Source organism: Mycolicibacterium smegmatis, assembly GCF_001457595.1.
GTDB lineage: Bacteria > Actinomycetota > Actinomycetes > Mycobacteriales > Mycobacteriaceae > Mycobacterium > Mycobacterium smegmatis.
The window spans coordinates 3,798,315-3,812,501 of record NZ_LN831039.1; the positions used below are offsets into that span (position 1 = coordinate 3,798,315).

At 68.8% G+C, this 14,187-nt stretch carries 15 protein-coding genes; 11 read left to right on the forward strand and 4 right to left on the reverse strand.

The genetic code is table 11. The features are described from left to right. Window positions 1-53 precede the first annotated feature (53 nt). The 6 genes from malQ (at window position 54) to AT701_RS18335 (ending at window position 7,107) form a co-directional block, all read left to right on the forward strand. Window positions 54-2,258: a 4-alpha-glucanotransferase gene (malQ, locus tag AT701_RS18310; RefSeq protein WP_058126360.1), complete on the forward strand. Its 2,205-nt coding sequence runs from the start codon at window positions 54-56 to the stop codon at window positions 2,256-2,258. A 79-nt stretch (window positions 2,259-2,337) separates the two neighbouring features. Continuing rightward, window positions 2,338-2,748 carry a hypothetical protein gene (locus AT701_RS18315; protein ID WP_003895129.1) on the forward strand — a complete coding sequence of 137 codons (411 nt, stop codon included), beginning with the start codon at window positions 2,338-2,340 and terminating at the stop codon, window positions 2,746-2,748. 165 nt (window positions 2,749-2,913) lie between these two features. Beyond that, window positions 2,914-3,813, forward strand: coding sequence for a metal-dependent hydrolase (locus AT701_RS18320; RefSeq protein ID WP_011729253.1), 900 nt, complete (start codon window positions 2,914-2,916; stop codon window positions 3,811-3,813). 5 nt (window positions 3,814-3,818) lie between these two features. Then, entirely contained in the window at window positions 3,819-4,928 is a 1,110-nt protein-coding gene (locus tag AT701_RS18325; protein ID WP_058127660.1) for a PDR/VanB family oxidoreductase, read from the forward strand. A gap of 23 nt (window positions 4,929-4,951) precedes the next feature. After that, window positions 4,952-6,433 (forward strand): serine/threonine-protein kinase, encoded by a 1,482-nt coding sequence (locus tag AT701_RS18330; RefSeq protein WP_058126361.1) that lies wholly within the window; start codon window positions 4,952-4,954, stop codon window positions 6,431-6,433. Window positions 6,434-6,786: 353 nt separating this feature from the next. Beyond that, window positions 6,787-7,107 carry a hypothetical protein gene (locus AT701_RS18335; RefSeq protein WP_058126362.1) on the forward strand — a complete coding sequence of 107 codons (321 nt, stop codon included), beginning with the start codon at window positions 6,787-6,789 and terminating at the stop codon, window positions 7,105-7,107. Between the two features lie 338 nt (window positions 7,108-7,445). Here AT701_RS18335 and AT701_RS18340 read toward each other — a convergent pair whose 3' ends face one another. Then, a complete protein-coding gene (locus AT701_RS18340; RefSeq protein WP_014877784.1) occupies window positions 7,446-7,931 on the reverse strand; it encodes an NUDIX hydrolase in 486 nt (161 codons plus the stop codon). A 295-nt stretch (window positions 7,932-8,226) separates the two neighbouring features. On the opposite strand from AT701_RS18340, the gene AT701_RS18345 reads away from it, so the two are divergent. Beyond that, the gene (locus AT701_RS18345) at window positions 8,227-8,532 is read left to right on the forward strand and encodes a hypothetical protein (protein WP_003895135.1); all 306 of its coding nucleotides are present in this window, start codon (window positions 8,227-8,229) and stop codon (window positions 8,530-8,532) included. Window positions 8,533-8,659: 127 nt separating this feature from the next. Beyond that, entirely contained in the window at window positions 8,660-9,442 is a 783-nt protein-coding gene (locus AT701_RS18350; RefSeq protein WP_011729258.1) for an SGNH/GDSL hydrolase family protein, read from the forward strand. Here AT701_RS18350 and AT701_RS18355 read toward each other — a convergent pair. From AT701_RS18355 to AT701_RS18365, 3 genes are all read right to left on the reverse strand, one after another. Further along, window positions 9,439-9,894, reverse strand: a complete 456-nt coding sequence (locus AT701_RS18355; RefSeq protein WP_223495640.1) for a DUF732 domain-containing protein — start codon at window positions 9,892-9,894, stop codon at window positions 9,439-9,441. The genes AT701_RS18350 and AT701_RS18355 overlap by 4 nt on opposite strands. A 36-nt stretch (window positions 9,895-9,930) precedes the next feature. Beyond that, window positions 9,931-10,494 carry a hypothetical protein gene (locus AT701_RS18360; RefSeq protein ID WP_003895138.1) on the reverse strand — a complete coding sequence of 188 codons (564 nt, stop codon included), beginning with the start codon at window positions 10,492-10,494 and terminating at the stop codon, window positions 9,931-9,933. A gap of 67 nt (window positions 10,495-10,561) precedes the next feature. Next, window positions 10,562-11,422 carry a nuclear transport factor 2 family protein gene (locus AT701_RS18365; protein WP_058126364.1) on the reverse strand — a complete coding sequence of 287 codons (861 nt, stop codon included), beginning with the start codon at window positions 11,420-11,422 and terminating at the stop codon, window positions 10,562-10,564. Window positions 11,423-11,500: 78 nt separating this feature from the next. Here AT701_RS18365 and AT701_RS18370 point away from each other — a divergent pair, with 78 nt between their 5' ends. The 3 genes from AT701_RS18370 to AT701_RS18380 all read left to right on the forward strand — a co-directional run bounded on the left by AT701_RS18370 (window position 11,501) and on the right by AT701_RS18380 (window position 14,187). Continuing rightward, window positions 11,501-11,932, forward strand: coding sequence for an Rv0313 family protein (locus AT701_RS18370; protein WP_058126365.1), 432 nt, complete (start codon window positions 11,501-11,503; stop codon window positions 11,930-11,932). Between the two features lie 101 nt (window positions 11,933-12,033). After that, on the forward strand, window positions 12,034-12,459 hold the full coding sequence (locus AT701_RS18375; RefSeq protein ID WP_003895141.1) for a hypothetical protein: 426 nt from the start codon (window positions 12,034-12,036) through the stop codon (window positions 12,457-12,459). A gap of 72 nt (window positions 12,460-12,531) precedes the next feature. Further along, entirely contained in the window at window positions 12,532-14,187 is a 1,656-nt protein-coding gene (locus tag AT701_RS18380) for an acyl-CoA synthetase (RefSeq protein WP_058126366.1), read from the forward strand.

Sequence of the window (14,187 nt, forward strand, 5' to 3'; positions counted from 1 at the left end):
CGTTGGGCGAGGTCGGGCGACGCGATCGCTCGCGGCACCCCAAGATTGACGCCATGACCACCACATCGGACACATCTGGCGCCCCCGGACCCGGTTCGGCCTCGCCGGTTCTCGCCGAACTCGCCTCCCGGTACGGCGTGGCCGTCGACTACGAGGACTGGGCCGGCCGCCGTATCGCGGTGCCGGAATCCACCCTGGTGGCGGTGCTCGACGCGCTCGGCGTCGACGCGGGCACCGAGGACAGCCGCGCGGCGGCGCTGGCCGCACATGATCGCGAGTACTGGCAGCGACCGCTGCCGCCGATCGTGCTGGGCCGGTCCGGCGCCACGTCCACATTCTGGGTGCACGTGACCCACGGCGACGCGGTCGAGGTGTTCCTGACCCTTGAGGACGGCACCACGCGCACCGGGTTGCGGCAGGTGGAGAACAACCGCCCGCCCTTCGACCTCGGGGATCGACTGGTCGGCGAGGCCTCCTTCGAGCTTCCCGCCGATCTGCCACTGGGCTACCACCGTCTGCACGTACGCGTCGACGGGGCACGGGGCTTCGAAGCCGAGACCCCGGTGGTCCTCTCCCCCGCCAGGTTGGCGCTGCCCACCCGGCTGGGAGCGCGGCGCGCTTGGGGCATGGCCGTGCAGCTCTACAGCGTCCGCTCCAGGAACTCGTGGGGCACAGGAGATCTGACCGACCTGGCCGATCTGGCCGTGTGGTCGGCAGCGCGGCACGGCGCGGGCTTCGTGCTCATCAACCCGCTGCACGCGGCGTCGCCTGCCCCGCCCATGGAGCCGTCCCCGTACCTGCCGACCTCACGGCGCTTCGTCAACCCGCTGTATCTGCGCGTCGAGGCGATCCCCGAGTACGCCGAGGTGCGCGGCCGTGGCCGGATCCGCAAGATCCGAACCACGGTCAACCAGCGCGCGGTCCGCAACGGGCGCATCGACCGCGACGCCGCCTGGAAGGCCAAACGCGCTGTCCTGCAACAGGTGTACCGTGTGCCGCGATCAGCCGGGCGCAACATCGCGTATGCGGCCTACCGGGCCCGCGAGGGCCGCAGTCTCGACGATTTCGCGACCTGGTGCGCCCTGGCCGAACGCTACGGCAGCGATTGGCACACCTGGCCGGCCGAACTGCAGCATCCGCGCCGCGAGGAGGTGGCGGCATTCGCGGCAGCGCACCACGACGCCGTCGACTTCCATCGCTGGCTGCAGTGGCAACTCGACGACCAGCTGACGGCCGCGCAGGCCACCGCCACACAGGCGGGCATGGAGCTCGGCATCATGAGCGACCTTGCGGTCGGGGTCGATCCGGACGGCGCCGACGCGTGGTCGCTGCAGGAGGTACTCGCGCTCGGGGTCAGCGCAGGTGCGCCGCCCGACGAGTTCAACCAGTTGGGTCAGGACTGGTCACAGCCGCCGTGGCGGCCCGACAAACTCGTCGAGCACGCATACGAGCCGTTCCGCGCCGTGGTCAACACCGCGCTGCGGCACTCCGGCGGCGTGCGCATCGACCACATCATCGGCATGTTCCGGTTGTGGTGGATTCCCAAGGGCGCGGCACCGACCGACGGCACCTACGTGCGCTACGACCACGAGGCGATGATCGGCATCATCGCCCTCGAAGCACACCGGTCCGGCGCGGTGGTGGTCGGCGAGGACCTCGGCACGGTCGAACCGTGGGTGCGTGACTACCTGCACGACCGCAGCCTGTTCGGCACGTCGATCCTGTGGTTCGAATCGGACGAGGGCCGGGGCCCCCTGCCCGCCGAGCGCTGGCGCGAGTACTGCCTGTCGTCGGTGACGACGCATGATCTGCCGCCCACCGCGGGTTACCTGGCCGGTGAGCACGTGCGCCTACGCGAGGAACTCGATCTGCTCACCCGGCCTGCCGCGGAGGAACTGGCCGAGGATCGCGCCGCGCAGGCCGCGTGGCTCGACGAGTTGCGGCGCGTCGGGCTGCTCGGTCCGGATCCGTCACCCGACACCGAGACCGTGGTGCTGGCCCTGCACCGCTACCTGGGCCGCACGCCGTCGAAGCTGCTGGCGTTGTCGCTGACCGACGCGGTCGGCGATCTGAAGACGCAGAATCAGCCGGGCACCACCGACGAGTACCCCAACTGGCGCGTACCGCTGTCCGGTCCCGACGGCCGTCCGCTGCTTCTGGAGGAGGTGTTCGACGACGTCCGCGCCGCGCGTCTCGCGGATGCGATGGCGGGCATCACGCGAGGCGCCACGAGAGGCGGGACGGAAGGACAGCTGTAACGCCCGAGGCCTCCGCAGCGGTTTCACATTCGTCACAGCTGCGATATGTTCGCAACCGCAACCGACTGACGGAGATCACGTGAAGAAGCTTGTTGTACTCGGCGGCGGCCTGGTCGTCGCGGGCTCGGTCGCCCTGCTCGGCGCGGGGATCGCCACCTCGCAGCCGACCTCGGCCTCGATCAACGTGGTCGGCGAGCCGTACATGAAGGCACTGCAGATCCTCAAGAGCCAGGGCCTCAAGGCCACGTTCGGCGGCTCCCGCGGAAGCGCGCTGCCGCAGGCCGAGTGCCTGGTGGATTCTCAGAAGATCAATTCCAGCGGCAAGGTGATCCTGATGCTGGACTGCACCGAGGCGGCCGCGCAGCAGGCGCAGGACACCGCGGTCTCCGGCGGCCCGCGCGTCGGCAGCAACGGCGTCACCACCGTGACCCCCACCCCGGTCGTGCCCATCGCAGGTGCGCCCGGTGCGGGCACCCCGCCGCCGGCCTGACGCCCGCCAGATCCACCGACGAGCCCGTGATCCACACCGGATCGCGGGCTCGTCTGTCTCATGCGCGACACGCGCTGATGCAGGCCCGACGCAAACAAGCGGTACCGGCGTTCCCACGTACTTTGTACACTGCTGGGCAGACCACTCACGCCAGGGAGGCCCGACATGTTGCGTCCACTGCGGTTCGACCACGAGATCGATCCGGGACCGGTGCAGATCCAGGCCCGCAAGGTGCATTTCGATCTCAGCGACATCCCACTGCACTGGATTCCCGGACACCCCGTCGCGTCGACCATGGTCAACCTGTTCAACGTGGTGCTCCCGGTCGCCGAGCACTGGTTCGTCGACACGTTCAACGAGGCGCTGCCCTATGTGCGGGACCCGAAACTCGCCGACGACATGCGCGGCTTCATCGGCCAGGAGGCCACGCACGCCGAGACCCACGACAAGGTGCTCGAGGAGTTCCTCACCGCCCACGACGTGCACTACCAGCCCATCCTCGAACTCGTCGACCACGTCTTCAACACGATGCTCGCACCCAAGCCCGCGACCGACCCGCGCAGGCGCCTCAACGATCTGTGCGACCGGTTGTGGCTCATCGCGGCGATCGAGCACTACACCGCGGTGCTCGGCGATTTCGTGCTCAACTGCGCCTGGGATGACCACCACGCCGATCCGACCCTGACCGACCTCTTCCGCTGGCACGGCGCCGAGGAGGTCGAGCACCGCAGCGTGGCGCACGACGTCGCGGTCTACTTCCAGGACAGTTATCTGGCCCGCGTGCGGGCCATGACCATCGCGGCGACCGCGGTGTACATGTTCTTCCAGCGCGGGACGTGGGCGATGATCCGAAAGGACCCCACGGTCGACATCGGCTGGTGGAAGATGCACCGCCTGCGTATGCGGGATTCGAAACTCGGCCTGCTGCCCAAGTTCTCGACACTGTTCGGCACCAACACGCTCGCGTACTGCCGGCCGTCGTTCACCCCCGATCAGATGGGCTCGACCGCGCAGGCCGTCGCGTACCTGGCCAGTTCGCCCGCCGCGCGGGCCGCGCACCTGTGACGGCGATGTTGTCGCGATACCGTCAGCTGCCGCCGAGCACCAACGGGCGTTTCCGGCACGACCCGATGCTCGCCATGGCGCAGATCGCCATCAAGACCATGTGGGGCGTGACGCGCCACATCCGCAGGCCGTCGCCGCCACCGGCGCTCGACCGCACGATCGGGTTGCGGGTCGTGGATCGCCGTGTCGTCGCGCACGATCAGGATGTCATCGCGCTGACGTTGGCGGCCGACGACGGCGGCGCGCTGCCGCGGTGGTATCCGGGAGCGCACATCGACCTGCACCTGCCCAGCGGCCGCATCCGGCAGTACTCGCTGTGCGGTGATCCGGCTGCGGGCACATACCGGATCGCGGTGCGGCGCATCCCCGAAGGCGGTGGTGGTTCCGTCGAGATCCACGACACCGTGCACATCGGTTCCCGGCTCACCACGCACGGCCCGCGCAACGCGTTCCCGCTCACGGTCCCCGGTTACGGGTCGCCCACGCAGCGGTTCCGGTTCATCGCGGGCGGGATCGGTATCACGCCGATCCTGCCGATGCTCGACCTCGCACAGCGACTCGGTGTCGACTGGTCGATGATCTACGCCGGGCGGCATCTCGACAGCTTGCCGTTCCTGTCGGAACTGCAGCGTTACGGCGACCGGATCCGCATCCGCACCGACGATCGCGATGGTCTGCCCAGTGCGTCGGACCTGCTCGGCGAATCCCCCGGGGGCACCACGGTCTACGCGTGCGGCCCGGCCCCCATGCTGACCATGCTCCGGTCCGCGCTGGTCGGCCGCGATGACGTGGAACTGCACTTCGAGCGGTTCGCCGCACCGCCGGTGGTCGACGGCGCGGAGTTCTCGGTGCGGATCGCGTCGACGGGTCAGACGGTGCCGGTGGCCGCCGACGAGACCTTGCTGGCGGCGCTCAACCGCGCCGGGGTGTCCGCGCCGTACTCGTGTCAGCAGGGGTTCTGCGGCACGTGCCGGGTCCGGGTCCTACCGCGTGACGGCGACGGTGCCGTGCAGCACCGGGACACGCTGCTCACCGAGCCCGAACGGGCCGCCGGGTACCTGCTCACGTGCGTCTCACGTGCCGGAAACGGTCAGCGACTGACCATCGAACTCTGATCTGCGGCGGTAGCATTCGGCGCATGCCACTGGCCGCTGGGGAGACATTCGCGGGCTACAACATCATTCGGCTGCTGGGGTCCGGGGGGATGGGTGAGGTGTACCTCGCCGCGCACCCGCGGCTCCCCCGCCAGGATGCGCTCAAGGTGCTGCCCACGTCGATCTCCGCGGACCCCGAGTACCGCGAACGTTTCAACCGCGAGGCCGACGTCGCTGCCGCCCTGTGGCATCCGCACATCGTCGAGATCCACGACCGCGGCGAGCACGACGGGCAACTGTGGATCGCGATGGACTACGTCGACGGCACCGACGCGGCCCGGCTGCTCAAGGAGCAGTACAGCGGCGGCATGCCCCCGCATCAGGTGTGCGAGATCGTCACGGCGATGGCGGGTGCTCTCGACTACGCCCACCAGCGGGGTCTGCTGCACCGCGACGTCAAGCCGGCCAACATCCTGCTCGGCCACCCCGGCACCGACGACCAGCGGATCATGTTGGCCGATTTCGGCATCGCCCGCTATGCCGACGAGGCCAGCGGCCTCACGGTGACCAACATGACGGTCGGAACCGTCACCTACGCCGCGCCCGAGCAACTGCTGGGAAACCACCTCGACGGGCGCGCCGATCAGTACGCACTCGCCGCCACGGCGTACCAACTGCTCACGGGCCGCACGCCGTTCGAGCACTCCAACCCGGCGGTGGTGATCAGCCAGCACCTGTCCGCGGCGCCTCCCGCGGTGGGCACGCACCGCCCGGACCTGGCCACGCTCGATCCGGTGTTCGCCAAGGCGCTGGCCAAGGACCCCAAGGATCGCTACGCCCGGTGCGCCGATTTCGCGCGCGCACTGCGTCATCGGCTCGGGACCGACGCCGATGTCGCGGACCCCGACGCCACGCGACTCGCCCCGGTCGCCAGGCACGCGGCCCCGCACAAACGGCCGAAGACGGCCGCGTTGATCGCCGGCGTTCTCGGCGTGCTGCTGGTGGCCGCGATCGTCGTTGCGGCAGTGGAGTTCCGGCGCGCCGACGACGAACGTCCCGTCGCCCGGGCTTCAGGCGCGGCGACCACCACCAGCCACACCACGACCCCGGTGACCACCGCGCCGGCCTCGCCGTTGCCCGAGGTGACCGATACCGTGACCATCACCGACACCGCAACGGATACCGCGGCAGTCGACACGTCGACTCCCGCGACGACAACCGCTGCGACCACGGCGGCCGCCGCCGCGGCGCAGACCGCCGTGATCGGCGCGTCGTGCTCACCGGTGGGCGCCACGGCGACCACGTCCGACGGTTCGACGGCTTACTGCTCGACACTTGCGACCACGGGCGCCTCGATCTGGTCGCTCACGCAGGGCACCATCCCGAGCCCCACGGTCACGCCCGCCGCGACCGACGAACCTCTGCCCTTCGCCGAGGAGTCGCCGGTGCGGGTGTGCATGCAGCAGACGGGGATGACGCGCCGCGAGTGCCGCGAGGCGATCCGTCGCAGCAACGGCCTGCCCTGATCAGCGGCTCTCGCCGTGGTCGATGGACTTGAGGCACACCGTCCGGCGCGACGACAGCCCCGAAGTCGCCGTGACTTGCGGCACATCGCTTAGCTGCATCTGAGTGGGGTCGACTTGCCACGACATCCCGGTCGCGCAGCCCGTCAGGGGAGGAAGCCGCTGGGCAGGGCGTTGGCTAACCTCGTTGCCACCCGATACTCGCTCTTTGCCCGACAATCGCCCACTCATGCTCTTCTCAGCAAAAGACAATGGTTGACACAATGAGGGCGTGGCGACACGGCTGCGAATCAACTACGTTGGCCAGTGACCAAGCGAGGCGATTGTTTGCCGCACGCGGCGAGAGGTGGCCAGAAGTGACAGCCCTGCACCAGCCGTACGATGTTCGGATCGACGCCGCCCCGGACCCGGACCGCCCCGACACAGCATCGATCTGTGGGCACACACCGCGGGATCTCCGTATCGCCGCGGCAAATCAGCTCGCGCTCTGGGCGGCGGGCCAAGAGTGCGACGACTTCCGTCGCGAGTACCTGACCGAACTGGTCGCCGACCTGCGGGCCGCCGCCATCGACGTCGCCGCCGATCAGCTCGACCTGTGGCGAGCCGGCAAGGCCTGCGACGAGCAGCGCCGCGTATCAGTGCTCGCGCTGGTCGCCGAGCTGCGCGCGCAGTCCTGACTCCCAGGGCCTCCGCCTCCGGCCTCCAGGGCGTCTGGCATCAGGCCCCGCTCACTCAGCACCGCGAGTGTGCGCGTCTGCTGCACGACGCGCCGCGTCTCATCAGCAGTCTGCGCACACTCGGCACCACCGAGCGTGCGTAGACAGCCGCTTTTCACTCGGCGGTAAGGTTGCCAACTCCCCGACCCGCTGGATCAACTTCAGAACCTCTGGACCTCAAGACCTTTGGTCACGAACTCGCGCCCCAGACCCCTGCCCTTCACACCACCGAAAACCGGAAGTTGTTGCGGGAATTCGTCTTACCGGCCTTCACGCCCTCGCCGCAGTCCTGACGGCCCTCAGTCGCCTTCGCGGTAACCCGCCAACTCGGGTGCGGCCATCAACTCGTCGAGCAGCGGGCGCTGGCCGGCGAGCAGTTTCCTGCGGGCCACCGCGACGGGAAACCAGCCCGCCCGGTCGATCTCGGGAAACTCCCGCATGCGGCCCGAACCTTTCGGCCATTCCATCTCGAAGGTGTTGCTGCGCGCGGACGTCACGTCGAAGTCGCCCCGCACCGCGAACGCGGTGACCACCTTGCCGCCGGACTGGCGTACCGGGGTGAGTTCCCGCCGCGGCCCGTCCGGCGGCGGGGAGCCGAGTTCCTCGGCGAATTCGCGTTGCGCTGCGGCCCAGCGATCCTCGTCGTCGGTGTACTCCCCTTTGGGGACCGACCAGGCCCCGTCGTCGCGCCGCGCCCAGAAGGGCCCACCCGGATGGGCGATCAGCACCTCGACGACGTCGTCGACGACCCGGTAGAGCAGCACACCGGCGCTGAGTTTCGGCATTCCGTTCACGTTACGCACCCTCTCCGACGGTGACTGGCATCACTTTGCTACCGCCACTATGGCCGGGCTCACCCGAAGCGGGCCATCCCTGGTCGGTGTGAGCCCATCGACAGCCGAAGCCCGCGGTGCGATCTTGACCACAACCGTTATACGCACGGGGAATGAAATCTCTGAGCAGGGAGTTTAACCGTGCGTAACACAAAAGAGGACAGAAGATGTTGCGCCGGTGGACGTGACTTCACGCAGCCGCACGCCCAGCGACGCGACGACAAAAGAACACAGTAGGAGAAACAGAATGAAGAAGCTCGGGTTTGCCGCAGCGCTCGCCGGTGGACTCACCGCCGCGGTCATCGGCCTGGCCGGTACCGCCGCCGCCGCACCTTCGGGACCCGTCAGCGCACAGGAGACGATCAACCAGCTCGAAGCCGAGGGCTACACCGTGGTGGTGAACCGGGTGGGGACCACTCCGCTGAGCGATGCCACCGTCGTCTCGGTGCGACCCGGCCAGACCTTCTCCCGCACCGACTCCTCCGTCCCGGGCGGACGTGACACCGTGAAGACGGTCGTGACCAACAAGACCGTCTACGTGGACGTGAAGTAAGACGTGAGATAGCTCGCGTCGCGCGAAAACATAACCAGGGGCACCCATTTGGGGTGCCCCTTTTTCGTGCGCACACACGCGACGGTGTGAGGCCGGCGGCAGGGATCCCGGCGCTAGAGTTTGCAGCGTGCCAACTTTCACCCGCTATGTCGCACTGGGAGACAGCCAGACCGAGGGGTTGTGGGACGGCGACGACACCGTCGGGTTGAGGGGATTCGCCGACCGCCTCGCAGAAGAACTCGACCGGCTGCATCCAGGGCTGGCCTACGCGAACCTGGCGATCCGCGGCAGACGGATCCGCGACGTACTCCACGAGCAGTTGCCGCAGGCCCTGGCGATGGAACCCGATCTGGTCACGGTCTGCGTCGGCATGAACGATGTGACCCGGCCGGGACGCTCGTTCGGCGATGCGCTGCTGGACCTCGAACGCCTCTATGCCGCACTGGCACAGACCGGCGCCACGGTGGTGACCACCACGTTCCCCGACATCGTGCGGATCCTGCCGGTCGGCCGCCTGCTCAACGGGCGGGTCCTGCTGATCAACGACGCGATCCGCGATGCGACGCAGCGGCACGGCTTCCGCCTGGTGGATCTCTACACCGCACCGTCGATGAACGAGATCGAGACCTGGAGCCCCGACCGCGTACACGGCTCACCGCGGGGACACATGTTGTTCGCCGCCGCTGCCGCCGAGGCGCTGGAACTACCTGGCAGCAGCCATGATTGGGCACTTCCGAGCGCGTCCGCCGAACCCGGGTCGTTCAGGTCCCGTGCGCGCTCTCAGGTGCTGTGGACCCAGAACATGCTTTTGCCGTGGGCGTGGCGGCATCTGCGCGGCCGGTCGAGCGGTGACGGCCGCACGCCGCGACGGCCTGCGCTGGCCCAACTGGATGACGAACTGACCAACTAGAAACCGAACATCGGCCACGGCAGGTTCATCGGCAGGTCGGGCGGCACGCCCTGACTGAGCCTCGACACCATCGCCGGGCAGAACATCGACACCGCGATCCCGGTGAACATCGTGGCGGGCCCCAGCGGCATGCCACCCGTGTCGGCGACGGTCGACGCGACATCGGCGGCGCTCTGCCCCTGTTCGGCGAGCATCGGGCACACCGCCTCACCCATCGCGGCCGCCTGAGCCGGATCGACCGCGTTGACACCGGCCTGGCCGAGGGCGTCGGGGAAGGCCTGATCGGTGGGCGCGCCGGGAGCTCCGGGGACGGGCACCGCAGGGTCCATCGGAATCCCTGGAACGGCGGGGTCGGCCGGGTCTGCAAGGGCCGGAGCGGCACCGATCATCGAGCCCATCAGACCGGCCATCACGACCGGGAGGACACCGAGGGCCCGAAGGTTTCTACGCATCCTTGGATCGTACGGGCCGCGGCGTCGCGGCCGTGTTCAGATACCGGTCCAGGACGAGTCGAGTTCCTCGGCAACGTCGATCACCTTGGCCTTTTCCGATTCCGGGCTGTCGATCTCACCCGCGACATGGGCGGCGATGAAGCGCTTGATCTCGGCGTCCACGCCGGCCAGGATGCGCAGCACCTCGGCCCGCAACGATTTGGACGTGACGTGAATCGCGATGTCGGACGGCCGCGGCTTCTTGACGTCCAAGATCAGCAACAGCGGTTTGGCCGCGAGCGCATGTGCACGCAGCGCGATCTCGCCGAACACCATGAACCGAGGGCGGTCGATGCGCAGATCGATGACCATGTCGATCTCCAGCGGGATCCGGATGGTGAACACGATGGTCTCGCCGATCTCCCGGCTCACGCGCGGCTTCTGGATCTTGACCCGTGCGGTGACCTTCGCGATCTTGCCCGGCCCCTGTGCGATGGGACCTATCTCGAACTCGTCGCCTGCGATCGCGCCGATCGCGTCGCCGACGCGGTCCTCGGATACGGCAACCTCGAAGAACCGTCGCCCGAATTCCTCGTAGGTGATGTAGTCGTGGTCAGCCATGGTCTGACTACGGTCTCACGTCGCGCACACGCGGCGGTACCGCCGGGCCGGTGACACGCGGTCCCGCTCACCCGTCGCGCGCGGCGTCGTCGACGAAGTACCGCACCCGGCGGATCCCGGTCGGGGTCAGGTCGGCGATCAGCACGGCACGCCCGGCCTCGGAATCGATGCCGGCGACCGCGCTCGCGCCCGACACGATCACCTTGCGCCAGGACCCGCCGGCCGTCATCGCCGTCAGCTTCGAGGCGCCCAGCGGTGCGGACTCGCCGGACTGCACGCGCGCGTCGCGTCGCAAGGTGCGCCGCACCGAGACCTCGTCACCGGCGCACAGATCGTCGAGCAGCCTGATGAAGCGGCGCCTGCCGTGGGTGCGCGGCCGCGCACCCACGCCGCGGAAACCGGCCGCGAATCCGACCGCACCGACCGGGCCCTGGTTGCGCAGCAGGTCACCGGCGAGTTGCAGACCGACCGGGACCGCGCGGGTGCCGTTGCGCACGAACTGGACGACCATGGCGGGCAGCTCCCAGTACGCCTGCAGTTCGGCGATCCGGGGTCCGGCGCCGGTCTCGGTGTCGGTTTCGGTGTCCTGCAGCGCGTAGCGCAGGTACGCCGGGATCCGCATGGTCACCGCGGCGTTCCCGGTGCCCGGGTCGGCGGCCCCCATCGCGACCTCGAGCTCGAGGTCGCGGATCACCGTGCTGCCTGCGACGATGTCGACGTCACGGTGGAAGGTGATGTCACGTGGGCCGATGAAGGTGTCGTAGAACTGCGCGATCTCGGCGGGTCCCCGGTGCGGCCGCGAACCCACCGGATCCTCGATCCGTCCGCCGTCAGCGAACAGACCCACCCATGCGTCCCGGTCGTGCACGGCCGCAGCCTGCGGTGATCGTTCGACCGCGGTCAGCAGCTCGGCACGTGTCGGACCCATAGGCATCATTTACCATCCCCCGGCCCGTTGGGGACGCGCACACTGGAGGTTGACCACCGTTCGGCTGAGGAGGACGCGATGAGCGGTAACGGACCTTTCGGATTCGACCCCGAGGATTTCGACCGGGTCGCGCGTGAGGCGGGTGAAGGTCTGCGCGACGCCCTCGACCAGATCAGCAGGATGTTCACCACGTCCGGGGAGCGTGCCGGACTGGCCGGGTTGCTCGACGAGTTCTCGCGGTTCTCCCGGCCGAGGACGGAGCCCGAGACCACGGGCGAGAAGGGCGACGGGGTGTGGGCGATCTACACCGTCGACGACGAGGGCGGCGCTCACATCGAGCAGGTGTTCCCCACCGAGCTCGACGCGTTGCGGGCCAACGCGAGCAACACCGACCCCTCACGCCGTGTGCGGTTCCTGCCGTACGGCATCGCGGTGAGCGTGCTCGACACGACACCACGATCCTCTGGTTCGGCCACCGACGCGGATTCGGGTGCCGCCACAGACGACTGATCGGGGCGCAAAAGGCGACGGGTCGGCGCGGACACCGGTTACGCTTCTGCCCCAAGGGGCCCGCCTGCGTTCAGGCCGGCCGGCAGAGCTGAGGGTGGAGCATGATTCGCGAACTTCTCGTGGCGACGGCGGTCGCCGGTGCCGCGCTGGCAACGGCATCCGCGGCGGCGGCCGACGACGACAGCAACATGTACTTCGACGAGCCCGGTCGCTATTCGACGGACGTGCCCGGCATGAGCTACGAGGCGCACATGGGCGCGCCGTGCTTCAGCTGGGACCGCAACGTGTTCGGCCGGGGTCCAGGCGGAGTGGCCATGCAGTGCAAGTGGATCCCCAACCAGTGGCCGCCCGTCTCCACCGGGTTCTGGACGTATTCGTACCCGCTGCACGGCGTGCAGGACATCGGCGCGCCGTGCCCCGGCCCGCAGGCCGCGGCCCAGTCACCTGACGGCAGGCCCATGCTGTGCCTCGGCGAGCGCGGCTGGCAGCCGGGCGTGTTCACGGGGGACGGCTTCTTCCCGGTGTGATCCCGGCCGTCCCAGGCCATACGCACAGGCGCTTGTCGTATGGTCTTGGGACCCACGTCACACAGGAGTGCCATGAGCGTTTCTTTCGATCTGTCCACGGTGTTTTCCACGGTGGCCGCGGCGGTGCCCGACCAGACCTTCGTGGTGTGGCGTGACCGCCGGTTGACCTACGCCCAGTTCGACGCGCACGTCGACGGTTTCGCACACTTCCTCGTCTCGGCGGGCCTCGGCGTGCACACCGAACGCGCCGCGCTCGCCGGCCACGAGTCGGGCCAGGACCATCTCGGCATCTACCTGCGCAACGGCAACGAGTACCTCGAGGCGATGATCGGCAGTTACCGCGCGCGGGTCGCCCCGTTCAACGTCAGCTACCGCTACGTCGAGGAGGAGCTGCTCTACCTGCTCACCGATTCCAACGCCCGCGCCCTGGTCTACAACGCCGAGTTCGCACCACGCGTCGCCGCGATCCGCGACCGGTTGCCCAATCTCGCGGTGCTCATCCAGGTCGCCGACGATTCCGGAAACGAATTGCTGTCCGGCGCAGTCGATTACGAGGCGATCCTGGGCACCCCTGAACCCGAGGGCGGGATGCCGGTGCCGTCGGGTGACGACCTCTACATCCTCTACACGGGCGGCACCACCGGCATGCCCAAGGGCGTGCTGTGGCGTCAGCACGACATCTTCCTGTCGTCGATGGGCGGACGTCCGTTCGGCGCCGAGAACTTCCTGAGCTCATACGAGGAACTGGCCGACAAGGCCCGCGCGTCGGCGGGCGCGATGTCGATGCTGATGATCCCGCCGTTCATGCACGGCGCCGCGCAGTGGGCCTCCTACACCGCGATCACGATGGGCGGAAAACTCGTGATCCCCGACGATGTGGTGCGCCTGCGCCCGGACGCGGCGTTGCGACTCGCCGAACGTGAACGCGTGATGAGCATTCCGGTTGTCGGCGACGCCATCGCCCGCCCGTTGATCGACGAGATCGAGGGCGGGAACTACGACCTGTCCGGGCTGGTCACCATCAGCAACGGCGGCGCACCGCTGTCCCCGACCGTGCGGTCGCGCATTTTGGCGGCCCTGCCGCACCTGCTGCTGCTCGACGCGGTGGGCGCCTCGGAATCGGGCGCCCAGATGAGTGCGTACACCACCAGTGGCGCCGAGACCCAGCCCGCGACGTTCACGCCGCAACCCGACACCGCCGTGGTGTCCGAGGACCTCACCCGCGTGCTCGGCCCCGGCGAAGGTGGCGGCTGGCTGGCCCGGCGCGATCTGATCCCCCTGGGTTACCTCGGCGACGCCGAGAAGACCGCGCGCACCTTCCCCACCGTCGACGGCGTGCGTTGGTCGGTGCCCGGCGACCGCGCAAACGTCTTGCCGGACGGGCGCATTCAGCTGCTGGGCCGCGACTCGGTCACCATCAACTCCGGCGGCGAGAAGATCTTCGTCGAGGAGGTCGAACGTGCCATCGCCGCACACCCGGCGGTCTACGACGTCGTCGTTGTGGGTCGGCCGTCGGAACGCTGGGGCAGCGAGGTCGTCGCGATCGTCCAGTTCGCCGAAGGCGCGTCAGCCACTGACGACGAACTCGTCGAGGTGTGCGAGCGCTCGATCGCGCGCTACAAGATCCCCAAGGCGTTCATCCGGTCACCCGAGATCGTGCGTTCGCCGGCAGGCAAGGCCGACTACCGCTGGGCCAAGCAGATCGCGGCGGAGGCCGTCTCGACGTGA

Coding starts and splice junctions, on each gene's coding strand:
- malQ (WP_058126360.1), top strand. CDS start 54: ATGACCACCACATCGGACACATCTGGCGCCCCCGGACCCGGTTCGGCC.
- AT701_RS18320 (WP_011729253.1), top strand. CDS start 2,914: ATGTTGCGTCCACTGCGGTTCGACCACGAGATCGATCCGGGACCGGTG.
- AT701_RS18325 (WP_058127660.1), top strand. CDS start 3,819: ATGTTGTCGCGATACCGTCAGCTGCCGCCGAGCACCAACGGGCGTTTC.
- AT701_RS18330 (WP_058126361.1), top strand. CDS start 4,952: ATGCCACTGGCCGCTGGGGAGACATTCGCGGGCTACAACATCATTCGG.
- AT701_RS18340 (WP_014877784.1), bottom strand. CDS start 7,931: ATGCCGAAACTCAGCGCCGGTGTGCTGCTCTACCGGGTCGTCGACGAC.
- AT701_RS18345 (WP_003895135.1), top strand. CDS start 8,227: ATGAAGAAGCTCGGGTTTGCCGCAGCGCTCGCCGGTGGACTCACCGCC.
- AT701_RS18355 (WP_223495640.1), bottom strand. CDS start 9,894: ATGCGTAGAAACCTTCGGGCCCTCGGTGTCCTCCCGGTCGTGATGGCC.
- AT701_RS18360 (WP_003895138.1), bottom strand. CDS start 10,494: ATGGCTGACCACGACTACATCACCTACGAGGAATTCGGGCGACGGTTC.
- AT701_RS18365 (WP_058126364.1), bottom strand. CDS start 11,422: ATGGGTCCGACACGTGCCGAGCTGCTGACCGCGGTCGAACGATCACCG.
- AT701_RS18370 (WP_058126365.1), top strand. CDS start 11,501: ATGAGCGGTAACGGACCTTTCGGATTCGACCCCGAGGATTTCGACCGG.
- AT701_RS18375 (WP_003895141.1), top strand. CDS start 12,034: ATGATTCGCGAACTTCTCGTGGCGACGGCGGTCGCCGGTGCCGCGCTG.
- AT701_RS18380 (WP_058126366.1), top strand. CDS start 12,532: ATGAGCGTTTCTTTCGATCTGTCCACGGTGTTTTCCACGGTGGCCGCG.